This is a genomic window from Methanosarcina vacuolata Z-761, from assembly GCF_000969905.1.
GTDB lineage: Archaea > Halobacteriota > Methanosarcinia > Methanosarcinales > Methanosarcinaceae > Methanosarcina > Methanosarcina vacuolata.
In genome coordinates this window covers 1,020,236-1,036,638 of the sequence record NZ_CP009520.1, presented here as the reverse complement: position 1 = coordinate 1,036,638, position 16,403 = coordinate 1,020,236, and the positions used below count along the sequence as shown (strand labels likewise).

The following is a 16,403-nucleotide window of genomic DNA, read 5'->3' as shown; positions in this document are numbered from 1 at the left end:
AAAAATGAAGTTTATAAACTGCCAGCCACTTACATAAAGAAATTACGCGATTTTCACGTCCTTCAAAATTGTAGATATGGAATGCAGTAAGATACCTGTCAAAGCCATGAAACTTCCTACGATAATAAACAGAATCATGAGCATTGTAGGCCCAAAATACAAACTTTTTCCCATCGTGAAATCCTGTACAAAATAAGCGCCCATAATAAAACCACTTATTCCAAGAATCAATCCCGGGACTGTAAGGTAGTAAAGAGGTTTGTTGAATTCAATATCTTTTAAAATCATAAAAAGAACTCCAAAGCCGTGTTTTATCGGGTTTACAGTTGAACAGTCTACGTCGTATCGGACGCCAATTTCAACTTCGGCTATACGAAGGCCGGATTTGCCTGCATCTGCAAGCATTTCGCTTTCAATAGCCATACCCTGAGCTTTGAAGCGGAAAACATTTTTCGTTGAGGCTGAAAAGGCACGAAAGCCGCTCTGGGAATCGGTAATCTGAAGCCCTGAATTTAGCTTGGTGGCCCCGTCAAGAATAGTCTGGCCGACCCGACGGTAGGAAGGCGTATTTTTATCCAGGCCGTTTAAGTATCTGCTGCCGTTGACCATGTCGGCTTCACCTTTAATAATAGGATCAACAAGCTTGGGGATCTCGGCAGGATTGTGCTGACCATCAGAGTCCATTGTAACTATAATATCTGCGCCCAGGTCGTCTGCGGCTGCAAAACCGGTCTTGAGGGCTGCGCCTTTCCCTTTGTTTGCCTCATGAACAATTACCTCAGCTCCTGCTTTTTTTGCAATCTCGGCTGTCCGGTCCGAACTGCCATCATCGACCACGATTACGCTGTCGGCATAGTATCTGGCAAGCAGGACTACACTTCCTATGGAAATTTCTTCATTATAGGCAGGAAGGATCACTGTGACATTCTGCGGGGCTGTGCTCTTTACACACTCACTTTGTTTTTGGACTATGCGCTGGGCACTCTTATCCACTATTTTTTCTTTGCTCAATTTGGATGACCCCTGGATATTATGCAATTTAAAGTGAATTTGCCTATGAGCCTGAAAGGCCATTTAATTCCGATAATATTATAAGTGTCTAATATATACTGCGATATTAACTTTTTGGAGACTAATATGAAAAACTATCATATAAATTTACTGCAATTCATTTAATCAATGAAAATAATTGGAGAATAATCTTATTAGTTATCCTTTTTTGTATAAATGAATATAAAATTAAGTTATTTAGGGAAAGTCATGTATAAATAGCTCCATAAATATAAATTTTCCGTGAATGATCTCTTGCAAAGCATAAATTGAGACTCCAAAAAAGCTATCCTGTAAACTGTAGGGCACGTTTTTCTATATTTTGCAGATAAAATTCGCATTTGGTGGCGTGTCTCCAAAATATGTCGGATACAGGGTCGCTTGAGGCAATATATGAATCAAATTGCGGGCGGCCACCCCACCCTAAAGAGGCTGTCCGACAATTACTGATAGTAATGAAATAAAGTAGTATGTTGGTAGGTTAGAATTTTTTCTTTATACAAATTTGTTATCTATTTTTTGTGGTGACTCAATTTTTAAAATGAAAAATTCCATCTATTTCCAATATTCTTTCCAATGATCTCGTTTTTATTTGAGTAAATCCATGTTTTCCTTAAATTAGCTGCAGTACACACTAAATTAAATTCGTTTCTGACTGATTTCAGTCCTCTGGTTAAAAATTCTCTAAACCCTAAATTCTCTTTATAGTTCCCAATTACAGGTTCCACTACCTGCTTTCTTTGTCCATATATTCTTTTAGCTTATTTTGTCCCCATTTTATCGGCTAATTGCTTTCTTTCCTTTGAAAATTCATCTATTTTTAAATGCCTAATTCCATCCATCCTATTTGTACACTTTTTGCCGAATTCACATTTTTTACATTTAGTCCCCTTGTAAAGTCTATACTTTTTCTTCCTTTCTTTCTCATGACCCTCGTATAAAAACTTCAATCTTTGATTTTCAGGGCATATAAACTCATCATTTTCTTCGTCATATTGAAAATTGCTAGTGTCGAATATAGTATCTTCAACGTTTTCTGTTTTTGATTTAGCTATTTCTTTTTGCCCTGGAATGTATGGATCCAATTTTTTATCATTCAAATAATGAATATTATTTCCACTATAGTATCCACTGTCTGCACATATTTTAGTGCCTTCTTTTAATAAACCACAATTTTCTTCCACAAGTTTAATCTGTGGCTCCAATTGATACATATCAGTTCTATCTTGAGATACAGCATTTGCAACAATAATCCCCAGTTTATGATCCACAGTTATTTGAGAATTGTATGCCAGTTCAAATACTCTCTTTTTGTTTTTCATAAAACGAGATTCTTTATCGGTCAAGCTTACTTTATCAATACCGTCTTTTTTAAATTCTTCAAGTGATTCTTCAACTATGTTTTTTATCTCATTTTTACGGTCATCAGAATTATCTTTATTTACTTGCTTTATGTACCTTGCAACTACAGCTTTTACTTTGTACTTTTCATTTTCATTCAATTGATCGTAACCACGGCAATTACCAAAATGCTCATCTTCAAGTTTGTCTACTTCTATACCTTTTTTTAATTCATTGTTGACGTATTCTCCAATAACTTTCAAGACCTCTTCCAAAACCACACTATTTTTTGACGCAGAAGCTTTTACTATGGATCCGTCAATGCTTAGGAACGTTTGAAATATAACTTCAAGTTTTCACTTCTGGAATTACTCTATAATTCCATTTTCCCAAATAATCATCAAATACAATTTTCATATTTTTCTTGAAGTTTTCACTTACTTTTCTTGCTGTCGCATAAACTTTATCCTTGATAGTCGAAAACACTTTCAATCCTGTTGATGTCGAAGTCTTATCAATCAGACTTTTAACCACATCAATATTGCTGAAAACGGCACCTTTACAGGCAGCCGTTACATGGCAGAATAACCTATGTTCAATTGGGTTATATTTCGAAGTGTATGGTGGGTAATGAGCCATTCGAATTTCAATTCCAATTTCATTTACCAGCTTTTGTAAATCTTCCTTGAAAATATAATGTCTACTTGAGTTGCTTCCACCACCATCTGCAAAAGCCAAAATGCTATATGAACTGGGGTAATTTTCCTTGCCGTAATTTTCCCACCAGTATTTAATACAGTCACAACAAAATTCACTCGTATCCTTACTGGTTCCTAAAGTGATATAGCCTTCATTAAGTTTCACGTCGTATATGCCATGTGGAATTACGACACCATTTGAAAATGTATTGAAGTCATGATCATATACTTTTACCGGTCCAGTACAATAAAATTTTCCGTCTCGGTAGAAATTACCTATGAATTCTTTTTTTAACATCTATACTGATAATCGGATTTTCGCTGTTAGAGTACTCTTCTTTCAGCTCTTTAATTCTCTCAAATTGCCTGTTTCTGTCTTTACAGTCTTTCATTGTGACAGCTTTAGTCATTTTTCTTTCTACAAAACCATGTTTCTTCAATAGCTGCTTTACTACATATGGTGATATATTCATATCTCTCGATTTGAAAGCATTTGAAATATCTTTAAGGGAGAGGTTTGTCCATTTTATTTCTTCGTCTATAGGACTTCCAGCAGTATGATCTTTTAAGATCTCAAAGAAAACTTCATCTATATTTTCCACATTGTCGATGATTTTCTTTTTACCTCCACCAGGCTTTCGAATCCTGTTATCTGGAGTTTCTATACCATTAGTGATTTCATTAATTCCAGCCATGATAGTTTGAAAATGACAGCTCATTACACTACTTATATACTTTTGTCCGCCATGACCTAACTTCATTGTTTCTATGGCTGCGTATCTCCTTCTGTCTCTCTCATTCAAAGAATCAAAAAATGATTTCATTTGCTTTTCTGTTTCTTCAGGGTATTTTTTGCGTAGCATTTAAGTAAAGTCCTTTCTGGTTGTATCAGTTAAAACAGAATTAGCTTTAGGCAATGAATATATTTGAATTTATATTTTTGTCATTCCTTAACTGCTCAAGACCTATTATACCTAGATCTTTAGCTGCTTTAACTGTGTTTTTGAACAGTTCTGTAATCAATTTTTCATTATCTTTTCTGAAGTCACTTATTGTTCTAAAATCCGGTTGTAGGTTTTCAGCCAAATACATGTAAACTACATTTTCTCGGACATTGCGAGCTATTGCTCGCGATGATCGAACTCTATCAAGCATCGACTGAATCAAAATTTTACACATTATGCACGGATGATAAGCTGGGTGTCCAGAACCCTCATACCTTGTTTCAAATTCGCTGAAATCCATCTCATCTACAAAAGATTCAACCAAGTAGCAGATATGATCTATAGGAATTAGATCTCGAATATCTGGAGGTAAAGTCCAAACTTGATTCTTTGAAGATTTGATAAACGCCATAAATCTAAAAATTAGTGAAATATTATATAATCATTAATATATTCAAAGCAGAAACCTCAATTAACTGAGATAATTGTCGGACAGCCTGTGAAGGATGGGGTATTCGTGACCCTATGCGCTCCCGTAGTAATAAAGCTACAGGTACGAAAACTAAAATCTTTCAAAAATTTTGTTAAAGAAATACCTGTCATCCTAACAAAATCGTTACCTTAAGGACTATTCTTTTATTAGGCATACACAAACAAAGTCTCTAGATAACGTAAACTCACACATCTTTGAAAGGCAAGTTTTACGGCATATTTAATCAAGCCGGTTATTAAACATAATAAAATTCTTGCAAAAATAATAAAACTTTTGATAACAGTCGGCAGGATAATCAAAAGAGTAGATACGGGATTAAAGCTTCTGCCGGAATATCAGCACAACTTGGTTGGTAATTGATTAATTTAATCCTGAGTTCTTTTTTGATTTTACTCCTGTTATTTCTGACAAATTTAGTCATTTTACTGAGAAAACTTTCAACACATTTGTTACTTTCTATATCGAAAATTTTAACTGAATCGACATATATATAAAGTCAAAAACATAATTAAATTTACTACTATGATATTAAAATTTACTACTCAGATCTGTAAATAAGATTAAAACCTGTACCTCTGTAATTTAATAAACTGGGTAAGATAACTCTGAGCAAAAAATTTAGGGGACTACTACTGAAGTAATAAAAATGCAATATAAACGAGAACTCAAGTGGGGTTTTTGAGGAGTTATACAAAAAATGGGTCTGCGTGATATTATTTTAGTGTATTTATGTCAGGTTTGGAACTTTAGATGGTCTTTCAAGGGTCAGAGAATGAATAATGTTAAACATATAACTTCAAATTTTCAATCTAGGAATTGCTCTTATAGTTCCATTTCCCAAATAACCATTCATGGTAACAAAATTCCTTGATATTATATCATTCCTTAGTTATTTTTGGGTGAAAATTGATACAATTCTATGTAAATTTTTAAAGAAAATAAAATTACCCGGCGCAGGCAAGGCAAAATTATGAAGATTGCAATCATTCTCGGCACGAGGCCTGAGATTATAAAAATGAGCCCTATTATAAGGCAATGTGAAAAACAGGGCATTAACTATTATATTCTCCACACAGGTCAGCATTATAGCTACGAAATGGACAAAATCTTTTTTGAGCAGCTAAAACTCCCACACGCAAAATATAATCTTGACGTCGGCGCTGGCAAACATGGGAAACAAACCGGAAAAATGCTTGTAGCCATCGAAGAAATTCTGATTCAAGACAGACCGGATATTGTACTTGTCCAGGGAGATGCAAACACTGTCCTTGCCGGGGCCCTTGCAGCTTCCAAACTTCAGATCAAAATCGGACATGTTGAAGCAGGTTTGAGATCTTTTGACTGCACAATGCCCGAAGAAACAAACAGGATCATTACAGACCACATTTCTGATTACCTATTCACCCCTACCGAAACTTCAAGAAAGTACCTGCTAAATGAAGGTATTCCCGAAGAAAAAATCTTTGTCACAGGAAATACGGTCGTTGATGCAGCCTATCAGAACCTTGAGATTTCTAAAAATGGAGCTAATATCCTTAAAGAACTCGGCTTAAAGGAAAAAGAATATTTTGCAGCTACAGCGCACCGTGCCGAAAACGTGGACGGCAAAGAACTCCTCGGCAGGATCCTTTACGGCTTTTCGCAGATATACCAAGAATTTGGTCTTCCTACCATCTTTCCAGCCCATCCTAGAACTGTGAAAATGATCAAAAAATTCGGTGTTGAAGTCCCTAAAAGAACAAGGCTGATTGAACCTCTTGGCTACCTAGAATTTTTACAGCTCGAGAGCGGGGCAAGAATGATCCTGACCGACAGTGGAGGTGTGGAGGAAGAAAGCTGTATCCTCAAAGTTCCTTGCGTGGCGCTCCGGGATAATACAGAGAGGCCTGATTTTCTCAAACAGTGGTCATGAATTTGTAGGGGTTGATATAAACAAACGTACTGTAGATACTCTCAAAGCAGGCAAAGTACCCTTTAAGGAAAAAAGTTTCCAGGAATTAATGGATGGTACTATTTGCTAAAAATACATACCGAGCCGAGTTTCAGTACAAACTATTGGAATAAACTGGCATTGAAAAGACTTTCATTGAAAGATAAACTCCTACTAAAGTATTAAAATACATAATAAGTTTTTGAGAATTCGATATTTTCAATAAGCACAAACAGTTGACTTTGACTATTTGATCAAGAGGTGACCTAAGTGAGACTTCTGGTTGCAGAAGACTGCGGATTCATAGGCAGCAACTTTATCCGTTACATGTTGAAAAAATATCTGGATTATGAAGTTGTAAACCTTGATAAGTTTACCTACGTCGTAAACCCCGCAGATTTCAAAAATATTGAGGCAAATTTAAACTACTCTTCCATTAAAAGTGATAGATGTGACTCTGTGATTGTAAATGAAATCATGAAAAAAGCAGATAAGGTTGTCCATTTTGTAGCCGAAAGTCACGTAGACCGCTCAATTGATGACGGCTCAATCTTTGTGAGGGGAAATGTACTCGGAACAAGTGTCCTTCTTCAGAGTGCCCTTGCGAATAAGATCAAAAAGTTCAGTAATCTCTCTACTGATAAGGTTTACAGAAGCACAAAGGAAGGTTCTTTTACCGAAACAGATAATTTGAATCCTTCAAGTCCCTACCCCTAGTGTCATGACAATTTAAATTTGGTGTTTTTTAGATACATTAAATGCTATATAACTCTTAATGGTGAAAATCAAACTTAAAGATCACGAAGAACAATACCTTCAAGACTTTGTTAAAAAAGGACAGAAAGATGCAAGAGACTGGTCAACCCATAAAATATACAGAGAAACACATTGCAGAAATCATAGCTCAAGCATGTACTACACCTCCTGATGGAAGAAAAAAGTGGACACTTGCACTGCTGACTGAAGAATTGAAGAAAAAAGAAGGTTTTGAGACAATAAACAAAGAGAGCATCAGGCTTGTTTTAAAAAAAGCAAAAATAAGCCCTAGTCGAAGAGAATGTGGTGCATCCAAACTATAGGCGCAGAATGTAGGAAAAGAATGTATGACGTTCTCAGTCTTTGAAGAAGACTATGATCCGGAAAAACCTCTAATATGTATGACGAAAAACCAAAGCAAATTCTTGGGGATAAGAGAAAGTCCATTCCGATGAAACCTGGAAGTCCAGAAAAATATGATTATGAATATGTTAGGAATGGAACTGCAAACATATTCATGGCAGTAGAATTTAAAGCAGGAAAAAGGATGACTTTGGTTACCAATAGAAGGACTAAGATAGATTTTGCACATTTTGTTAAGGCACTTGTAGAAAGGAATTAGAAAACAAAAACTACACGTTTGGTCATGGATAATCTCAACACCCACAAAGAAAAGTTGCGTGAAGAAGCTTTCGGAAAAGAAGAAACAGAAAAGATTCTAAAAAATGCAGAATTCCATTATACTCCTAAACATGCGAGTTGGCTGAATGCAGCAGAAATAGAAATTAATGTCATGGATATAGAATGCACTGGAAGGCGGATTGGTAACATGGGTACTTTGGTTCATGAAGTAGATTCATGGACTAAGAGGAGAAACGAACATGAATGTAAGATCAACTGGAAGTTTACTCGAAAAATTGCTGACGAAAAAATGTCAAAATACTATACACCATAATTAAATTGTCAAAACACTAGTGTCTAAGCAATTTAGTTATGGATCATTAAATTAAGAACGGGACTACAGATGAAGTATTTTCTATGTATTGAAGTATCATAATAACTAAGTTGCCATGACACTAGTAAAGAAGGTTCCAATCTCCTTGCATCATTATACACATACGGCTTGCCTGTATTTATAACCCGTTGTACAAACAATTTCGGCCCTACCAGTACCCTGAAAAATTGACTCCCTTTTCATCAGTAGATTAAAGAAAGAAAAAAGTTCAACTCTAATTGGAACGAAAAAATCTTACGAAAGTATTCTCTTCAAATTCAATGGATAATTTTCCAACTCAAAAAAATGTACAACAATTTTAGCATACAGTTATAAAGTTGAATGCATTGCTTGAGGTTGTTTCTCAGACTTGGATAAATTCTTAAATTTTCAGCAAATACATGAAATTTACTTTTACCCATACAATTTGAAGAGATACCTATGAAATTGAAAATATTTCCATGCGTCTTCGGTTAAGTGAGGAATCTTGATAAATTGAGTCTATTTTCTCAACATTTGGCAGATAGTTAAATAGGTTGTGAAATGGAACAAGGTATCGATTTCATGTAAATAGGCCAAAATTGAAGGCTGGTCTTTAATGCAAAATCGATAGCTTTCTGGCAAGAAAATTCCTTAACTGAAGACCAATGAAAATATTTCTAAACTTATTATAAACTAATATGAAAGCGTCGCAAAGCAGAAATGATGTAGAGATTTGACAGATGAACAAATATTGAAGGCATCATAGATTTAAAAATTATAGAAAAACAAACATAGATTTGGTAAATTATGTCAAAGAATATAGATGAATCACTTCGAAAAATAGTAAAAGGATCTACAGTGATATTTGTAGGAACAATTGTAAGCCTCTTTTTAGGATTTCTATCTAGGATAATTATGATAAGATTTACCACTCAAAATGAATATGGAATTTATTCCCTTACATTCACTATAATAACTATTTGTACGACAATATCTACGCTTGGATTACAAGATGGAACTGCAAGATATGTTGCATATTTCAGAGGAAAAAATGAAACAAAAAATGTTCAAGATATAATTTATTCATCTATAATAAGTACACTGATGGCAAGCATTTTAATAACTAGTCTGGTATTTACAGTAGCAGATTATATTGCAGTAGATATTTTTCATTCTCAAGAGGTTTCATATATATTAAGAATTATGGCGATATCAATTCCTTTCACTGTATTAATAAATATTATTATAGCTATATTTAGAGGTTTCGATAAAGTTACTACTAAGATTTATTTTAACAATATATTACAACCAATAGTATATCTTTTCCTTCTTGGAGTGGTAGTTTACTTTAATCCTTCATTTATTAAAATGATTACTGTTTATTTGATTTCAGTTTTGAGTACATTTATAATGATAATAATATACTTTGTTAAAGAAAATCCTATTTTAGTTAACTGGAAAAATGTAAATATTAACCACAATACAAAGACACTATTAAGAAACTCCATTCCTCTTTTAGGAGTGAGTATTTTAATAATGATAATGTCTTGGACTGATACCTTAATGCTTGGATATTTTAAAACACCTGAAATAGTGGCCTCTTACAATGCAGTGTATCCTTTAGCTACCTTATTATCAACAGGAATTAATTCGGTAGGCTTTTTGTACTTACCTATTATATCAAACTTATATAGCAAAAATCAGATAAAAGATATCAGGAAAATTAGCGAAAGCTCAACAAAATGGAATTTCATAGCAACTATACCAGTGTTTGCCTTGTTATTTATGTATCCAGAGTTTATAATAAATGTTCTCTATGGATCTAGATATAGCGGAGCTGGCAACGTTCTGCAAATTCTTGCTCTAGGATATATTATGAATTCGTTATTTGGATTAAATTACTACACATTACTCTCAGCAGGTAAATCTCGTCTCTTAATGAACTGTTCTATAATTAGTGCTATAATGAACATAATTTTGAATCTGATATTAATTCCTCCATATGGTATGCTTGGAGCGGCCATTGCATCAGCAGTCTCCTTTACATTTATAGAAATATATATGACTATAAAATTATATCAGTTTCTTAGGGTTCACTTATTTACGAAAATGTATATCAAATTTGTTTTGACAACAGTTTTATTGATAATTGCCTTTTACACGTTTAGAACTTTAATTGCTCAAACAGTATGGACAATATGGAAATTTTACTCAATATTCCTAGTAACATATATACTATCAATACCACTTACTAAATCTCTAGATGAAGATGATTTTAAACTATTAGAAAAAATAAAAAAAAAGTTGGAATCGATTTTCTAGAGACAATCTCTCAAAAGTTCTGTAAGTGCGACAAGAAGTTATAAAACGTATTGCTTAGACTCTATCCCTTCTGTTTGAGATAATCCTACTAAGAGCCTATCCGAAAAGTCAGTAATGCATGTTGAAAAATCATAATAGAGCTGTAATATCCAGCTATCTGTTCTGGTTTGTAACTATTCAGCCAATGTAAAAAAGTATGTTTTGGAGCTAAATGCTTGAATTCTCATGCTAATAACGGCGCTCCCTTGAGCGCCGTTAAAATAGCCTCCAAAACATTCGTATCCTCTTCAAATTGTATGGGCGAAAGCAGTAATGTATTTTCGACCACATAAAAACTATAATAGTAGTTCCATTTTCCCTTATCATATTTTGGAGTAGAAAAATGGAACTTGAAGCTTTAAAACAATTGCTTGCTTCACTGGACATCAATCCTGATGAAATTAAAGATGAAAGATATGCCAAAGCTTTTCGCATTTTGTTTGCTATAATTGAAAAACAGAATGAAGAGATTGAATTCCTCAAGGCAGAGAACCAGAAGCTTCGAGATGAAATCAACTTACTCAAAGGTGAAAAAGCCAAACCTAAGATTCGTGGCTCTAAAAAGCATGAAGACATTTCTTCTGAAAAAGAGAGAAGAAAAAGAAAGATTCCATAGGATAAAGAGCCTAAATCTAAACTGGACAAAGTAGAGGTTCATCGAACTGAAACATGTAAAGTTAATAGATCCAATTTACCCAGTGATGCGTATCTTAAAGGTTATAGAGACGTAATAATTCAGGATATATCCATAAAGCCTGAGAACACAAAATACAGGATAGAAATATTTTATTCTCCTTCTGAGCATAAAACATACGCAGGAAAATTGCCACAAAGCGTAAAGGGTGAGTTTGGTCCTGGGATCAAATCTCTTATAATCACTCTTAATCATGTTGCTAATGTTTCAGAACCCAAGATACATGAATTCCTAAAAAATATTGGTGTCCATATATCTAAAGCCACTATTTCTCGAATCTTGACAAAAGATATTGATATTTTTCATCAGGAGAAAGCCGAGATTTTTCTGGAAGGTCTTAAGGCTACGCCTTATCAGCAGATTGATGATACAGGTGCAAGAGTCAATGGTGTCAATTATTATACTCAGATTCTTTGTAATCTTTATTATGCTGCTTATTTTACAGTTCCAAATAAGAACCGGGAAACCATTTTAGATGTGCTTTTATGTGGAAAAGAAAAAACGTACTGCTTTAATGAGGAAGCATTTGATCTGATGAAAACGTTTAATGTTTCCCAAAGATGGATAGAAAAGCTCTCTTCTTTAAAAAACAAAATATTCAGTGACGAGGAAATGCGTCGAAAACTGGATTGTATTTTTTTGCATGGTAGAAAAACTACTAAGAAGAAAGTTCTTGAAGCCGGTGCAATTGCGGCATATCATCAGATGACAAACATACCTGTGGTTACCACACTTTTGAGTGATGATGCACGTCAATTCAGGCAAATTGCATATCATCATGCTCTTTGCTGGATTCATGATGGTAGAAACTACAAGAAATTGAGGCCAGTAGTTCCTTATCATAGAGAAAAGCTGGAAGCTTTTCTGGACAGGTACTGGGACTTTTATGGTGAGCTTTGTAAGTTTAGAATAAAACCAGATTCAGAGGTAGCGGAGCAATTATCCATTAAGTTTGATCAGTTGTTTTCTACCAAAACAGGATATGAACAGCTGGATGAAAGAATCGCTAAGACGAAAGAGAACAAGGAACAGCTGTTAAAGGTACTGATTTTGCCAGAGATTCCGCTGCATAACAATGCAGCGGAACTGGCAGCAAGAGCAAAGGTCAGAAAAAGAGATGTGAGCCTTCAAACCATAACAGAGGAAGGAACAAAAGCAAATGACACATTTATGACGATTATTCAGACAGCAAAGAAACTGGGGGTAAGTGCATATCAGTACATATGCGATAGAGTCAGCAGTATATTTGAGATGCCATCTTTAGCTCAAATCATCAGAGAAAAAAGCTCAGTGAGTGGAAATTGAGGGGTTTCCACTCAATTTGAAGAGGATACAAACATTCAGTTCATTCTTTGTAACTATTCAGGGTATATTTAGCTAGCGGCGCTCCTTTGAGCGCCGCGAGAATACCCTCTAAAACAGGTAAACCATTCTTTCTTATTGTCGAAATATATGCCCTAATTCTGCAGAAAGCTTCCGCTCCCCGTTCAGTTCTGAAAGTTCCTGATATTTTCTGCTGTAGCTTCATCATCCTGACATCTCTTTCTGCTTGATTATTCTCAAACGGAACTTTCAAGTCTGTCAGGAATCTCAGAATCTTTTCTTTATGTCCTATAAACCTATCAAGCAGATTTCTTGCTTTGGTTTTTGGATTCTTACCACGTTTTCCTTGTTTTTCAGGATTTAGAGAAGGTGGATTTTCTTCAATTCCTTTCGCGATTACAGCATTGAACCTTTTTTCTAATGCCTTAACTTGTTCAAAATCAAGATAGTTAACCTGCTCTTTACACTCATCGGTATACTTTTTCATTTCAGATAACAGCTCATTCATATCTTTAGCCCACTGCTGTTTATAATTCTCCTCAATTCCAGTAAGTTCTCTTTGGAGATGAGCATTGCAAAGAGCATGATCACAATTATAACCGTTGTAAGGTTTCCATCCATCATGAACTGCTACCCCTTTAAACTCGGGAAGAATTCCCATAGCATCAATAGCTTCTGAACCTCTTTTTGGATGAGAAAAATAACAGGTGTATTTGTCAGTAGAAGCTACATGAAGCCAATGTCTTTTTCCTTGAACTTTCATTCCAGTTTCATCACAATGGATAACAGGAGAAGCTAGTACCTTTTCTCGAATTATGTTTTCAAATTCTTCAAGATTCTGGAAACAATCTCTTTCTGCTTTAATAATAGTAGCAGAACAGATTTTTATCCCCATTACATCATTAAACAATTCAGAAATCCTTTCGTAAGGAATGAAATGGTGATTTTTAAAGTAAATTGCAGAGGACAAAATATTAGGGCCATATTGAAATGGATATTTTACGGATTCTGGAAAATCAGCTTTATTTAATCTTCCACAGTAAGGACAGGTCTTTATCTGACTTCGGTGTTCCGTAACAGTAAGATTTACAGGTGGAATATCAAAAATCTGTCTTTTCTCATAAGCTTCAGCTTCAATATCCTCAAGAAGATGTCCACACTCTTTGCAGCAACTCAAAGAATGTTCAATTATCTACTCAGGATTATCAACCATTTCAAGAGTTGTTCCTGAATGACCTTCTTGACCTCCAGGTTTCTTGCCACTCTTTTTACGAAGACTCTTGGGATTAGGTTTTCCTTTGGAAAAATAGTCAGTAGAAGGAGGTTTACTGCTGTTTCTACTGTTTTGATTTAAGCGAGATTCTAAGGCTGTCAATCTTTCAGTGAGTTCTTTTATTTGAGACTCAAGACTTATAATATAAGCAATAACTTCAGGGTTTGAAGCACATAGAGCAAGAATCTCTTCGCGTTTCATCAAGGAGAAAAAGAACTCATATTATATCCAATTTTTCCTAGGAAAAAGGAAAAATTGTGTAGCCTTAACAAGGCTACCTGAATAGTTACGAAAGTTTTTAAGAAATAGAACTTCACTATCATTAAGATTTATATTTAACATAAGAGATAATATTGAATTCAAAGTATATAAGTGACTCATAACTATATTGTCACGATACTAGCGAACAATAGAATTACATGTAGTATTTAATAAGACAGCCTCTTAGAAAATTATGGGAATGCAAAAGCCGAGAGGAAGCTGAACAATATCTAAAAAGTGGTATTTTTGGGCAACTCATAGCAGATTAGAGGCAATAATTAAGGTTGCTAAAACCATTAAGAGTCATTGGGATGGAATTCTAAACTACTTTGATTCCAGGGTCACTTACGGAGTTGTAGAAGGTATTAACAGTATTGTACAGTTAATAAAAAGAAATGCAAGAGGATATCAAAACACTAAGTATTTTATTACTATGATCTATTTAAAATTAAAAAAGTTAGATTTCAAACTACCCATATGAAATGACGAAGAGCCTATATTTTTATCATTCCTAAAACACTTAACAACAAACAGTTTTATCATAGAAGAAACACTGTACTTAAAGTGCCAACTTTTGTTGGTATAAAAAGTACGCTCGACGTGCTTTGCAATATCGTCAATGCAAAGGAAGCGCAGGAATTGGCAAATTGAAGTGCTTTCTCTGTTAAGATAGTTCTCGAAGGAGTCCTCGAAGAGGACTCCTTTGTATAAAATACTGTTTTTCGACATGAGAACAACGTATACAGCATTGTTTAAAGTTGTCACTATCGAATAAAGGCAAATCCTATTAGAGTTAGTGAAAAAGAGAATAACTTTTTAAGGCAAAAGTCTAATTTGAGAGCCTCTAGCTATAATACTAAAGCTGCATATTACCCCTTATACGAGTAACAAATGTTAGCTCTTCGTCATTCCCTGTGGATAAGATGATTTTCAACTCAAGACTGCATTGGTTTTCATGAGAATATTATGAGGACATCCACACAAAACAACGAAGAGTCCAAATGTTTTTGCAAAAATTCAGAAAGGGATAAAACTATGAAGGAACCAAGAGGTCAGGAACTTATTGATAGGTATAAAAAAAACTATCATATGTCTGCAGAAGATGATATCACAGAAGAAATGATTTTAAAACATTGGAATCTTGAAAAAACTTTGACAAGCGAGATTTTAAAATCAAATTCTGAAAATCGTTGGGAAATAACTGATAGATGCTATACTACTTTGTATAGAGAACTATGGTGGCTTAATAAGTTTACAAATTCGAACAATAATATATCTCCTTCCATAAAATACAAAAATATAATTGAGATTCTCGGATATCCACCGAAAAAGATTTACGAAATTGGATCTGGTAAAGCAGAGCTAATTACCTATTTAGCAAGTTGTGGTTTTGAGTGCAAAGCTACCGAAATCACACGTGAGAGAGGTGGAAAATATGCTTCAGAAGTACCTAACCTTTCATGGGGTATTTCAGATGGTATTCATTTAAATAAATTTGAAAAATCTGGATCTTATGATGTTGTGATTTCTGACCAAGTTATTGAACATCTTCATCCTGATGATATAATTGAGCATTTCAAAAATGTAAACTCTATACTTTCAAGTGAAGGCAAATATATATTTATTACTCCTCATAAGCATATGGGTCCAGCGGATATTTCTAGAGTATTTAAATGTGAAAAACCATTTGGAATGCACTTGAAGGAATACACATATAAAGAACTTAAAAATTCATTAGAAAAAGCTGGTTTTAAGGATATTTACGGAGTGTTTCACATTCCTAACACACTGACTCAATTAACTGGAGTCTATATCAAACCTAAGGTTAGCAGTATATATCTCACTTACTCGTGTGCTGTAGAACAATTAATTTCATTATTACCGTATAAAACAAGACGAAAGGCTATGATTTTTTTCTTCGTACCTGATATATTCATGATCGCACAGAAAAAGTGACTAGTGTTGAGTCAAACCTAAACTGTTATAAGGGATTTCTTGTACCTTTTCATAAGTAATCTTGTAACTATTCAGGTAGCCTTGTTAAGGCTACACAATTTTTCCTTTTTCCTAGGAAAAATTGGATATAAAATGAGTTCTTTTTCTCCTTGATGAAACGTGAAGAGATTCTTGCTCTATGTGCTTCAAACCCTGAAGTTATTGCTTATATTATCAGTAGTTCCGATCAGACTGACTTCCGAATGATAAAAACAAATTGAACTTACTTTTTATCCACTAATTTTCAAAGTAGAGGCAGTGTGCCTAATCTTCTGTAAATTTGACTCTATACACCCCTAATTCTTCTT

Annotated in this window: 8 protein-coding genes and 7 pseudogenes; 9 read left to right on the top strand and 6 right to left on the bottom strand. The window is 34.4% G+C overall.

Annotated features, from left to right (window positions below; all coding sequences use genetic code 11):
* Positions 1–42: 42 nt before the first annotated feature.
* From MSVAZ_RS04425 to MSVAZ_RS04410, 4 genes and pseudogenes are all read right to left on the bottom strand, one after another.
* Positions 43–1,011, bottom strand: coding sequence for a glycosyltransferase family 2 protein (locus MSVAZ_RS04425; RefSeq protein ID WP_048118537.1), 969 nt, complete (start codon positions 1,009–1,011; stop codon positions 43–45).
* 568 nt (positions 1,012–1,579) lie between these two features.
* A pseudogene (locus tag MSVAZ_RS19235) lies at positions 1,580–2,720 on the bottom strand (transposase); the annotation flags it as partial.
* A gap of 19 nt (positions 2,721–2,739) precedes the next feature.
* A pseudogene (locus MSVAZ_RS21755) lies at positions 2,740–3,784 on the bottom strand (ISAzo13 family transposase).
* Positions 3,785–4,031: 247 nt separating this feature from the next.
* Positions 4,032–4,445: pseudogene (locus MSVAZ_RS04410) on the bottom strand (transposase); the annotation flags it as partial.
* A 1,051-nt stretch (positions 4,446–5,496) separates the two neighbouring features.
* Here MSVAZ_RS04410 and wecB point away from each other — a divergent pair.
* From wecB to MSVAZ_RS04375, 7 genes and pseudogenes are all read left to right on the top strand, one after another.
* On the top strand, positions 5,497–6,438 hold the full coding sequence (gene wecB / locus MSVAZ_RS04405; protein ID WP_084626065.1) for a non-hydrolyzing UDP-N-acetylglucosamine 2-epimerase: 942 nt from the start codon (positions 5,497–5,499) through the stop codon (positions 6,436–6,438).
* The gene (locus MSVAZ_RS21750; RefSeq protein WP_084626064.1) at positions 6,341–6,547 is read left to right on the top strand and encodes a hypothetical protein; all 207 of its coding nucleotides are present in this window, start codon (positions 6,341–6,343) and stop codon (positions 6,545–6,547) included. The genes wecB and MSVAZ_RS21750 overlap by 98 nt, the downstream gene beginning before the upstream one ends.
* A 179-nt stretch (positions 6,548–6,726) precedes the next feature.
* On the top strand, positions 6,727–7,173 hold the full coding sequence (locus tag MSVAZ_RS04400) for a GDP-mannose 4,6-dehydratase (protein WP_084626063.1): 447 nt from the start codon (positions 6,727–6,729) through the stop codon (positions 7,171–7,173).
* Between the two features lie 58 nt (positions 7,174–7,231).
* Positions 7,232–8,167: pseudogene (locus MSVAZ_RS19225) on the top strand (IS630 family transposase).
* A gap of 828 nt (positions 8,168–8,995) precedes the next feature.
* A complete protein-coding gene (locus tag MSVAZ_RS04385; RefSeq protein WP_048118534.1) occupies positions 8,996–10,510 on the top strand; it encodes a flippase in 1,515 nt (504 codons plus the stop codon).
* A 382-nt stretch (positions 10,511–10,892) separates the two neighbouring features.
* A complete protein-coding gene (locus MSVAZ_RS04380; RefSeq protein ID WP_052727877.1) occupies positions 10,893–11,165 on the top strand; it encodes a hypothetical protein in 273 nt (90 codons plus the stop codon).
* Between the two features lie 207 nt (positions 11,166–11,372).
* Complete coding sequence (locus tag MSVAZ_RS04375; protein ID WP_052727876.1) at positions 11,373–12,548, top strand: IS66 family transposase; 1,176 nt, start codon at positions 11,373–11,375, stop codon at positions 12,546–12,548.
* A gap of 40 nt (positions 12,549–12,588) precedes the next feature.
* Here MSVAZ_RS04375 and tnpC read toward each other — a convergent pair.
* A pseudogene (tnpC, locus tag MSVAZ_RS04370) lies at positions 12,589–14,043 on the bottom strand (IS66 family transposase).
* Positions 14,044–14,300: 257 nt separating this feature from the next.
* Here tnpC and MSVAZ_RS19220 point away from each other — a divergent pair.
* Positions 14,301–14,581 (top strand): annotated as a pseudogene (locus MSVAZ_RS19220) (transposase); the annotation flags it as partial.
* Between the two features lie 26 nt (positions 14,582–14,607).
* On the opposite strand, the pseudogene MSVAZ_RS21060 reads toward MSVAZ_RS19220, so the two are convergent.
* Positions 14,608–14,829 (bottom strand): annotated as a pseudogene (locus MSVAZ_RS21060) (ISNCY family transposase); the annotation flags it as partial.
* 306 nt (positions 14,830–15,135) lie between these two features.
* On the opposite strand from MSVAZ_RS21060, the gene MSVAZ_RS04360 reads away from it, so the two are divergent.
* Positions 15,136–16,056 (top strand): class I SAM-dependent methyltransferase, encoded by a 921-nt coding sequence (locus MSVAZ_RS04360; protein ID WP_048118526.1) that lies wholly within the window; start codon positions 15,136–15,138, stop codon positions 16,054–16,056.
* Positions 16,057–16,403 lie beyond the last annotated feature (347 nt).

What these genes read in the sequence shown, in the direction of transcription:
- MSVAZ_RS04380 (WP_052727877.1), top strand. Translation starts at nt 10,893, where the DNA reads ATGGAACTTGAAGCTTTAAAACAATTGCTTGCTTCACTGGACATCAAT.
- MSVAZ_RS04385 (WP_048118534.1), top strand. Translation starts at nt 8,996, where the DNA reads ATGTCAAAGAATATAGATGAATCACTTCGAAAAATAGTAAAAGGATCT.
- MSVAZ_RS04360 (WP_048118526.1), top strand. Translation starts at nt 15,136, where the DNA reads ATGAAGGAACCAAGAGGTCAGGAACTTATTGATAGGTATAAAAAAAAC.
- wecB (WP_084626065.1), top strand. Translation starts at nt 5,497, where the DNA reads ATGAAGATTGCAATCATTCTCGGCACGAGGCCTGAGATTATAAAAATG.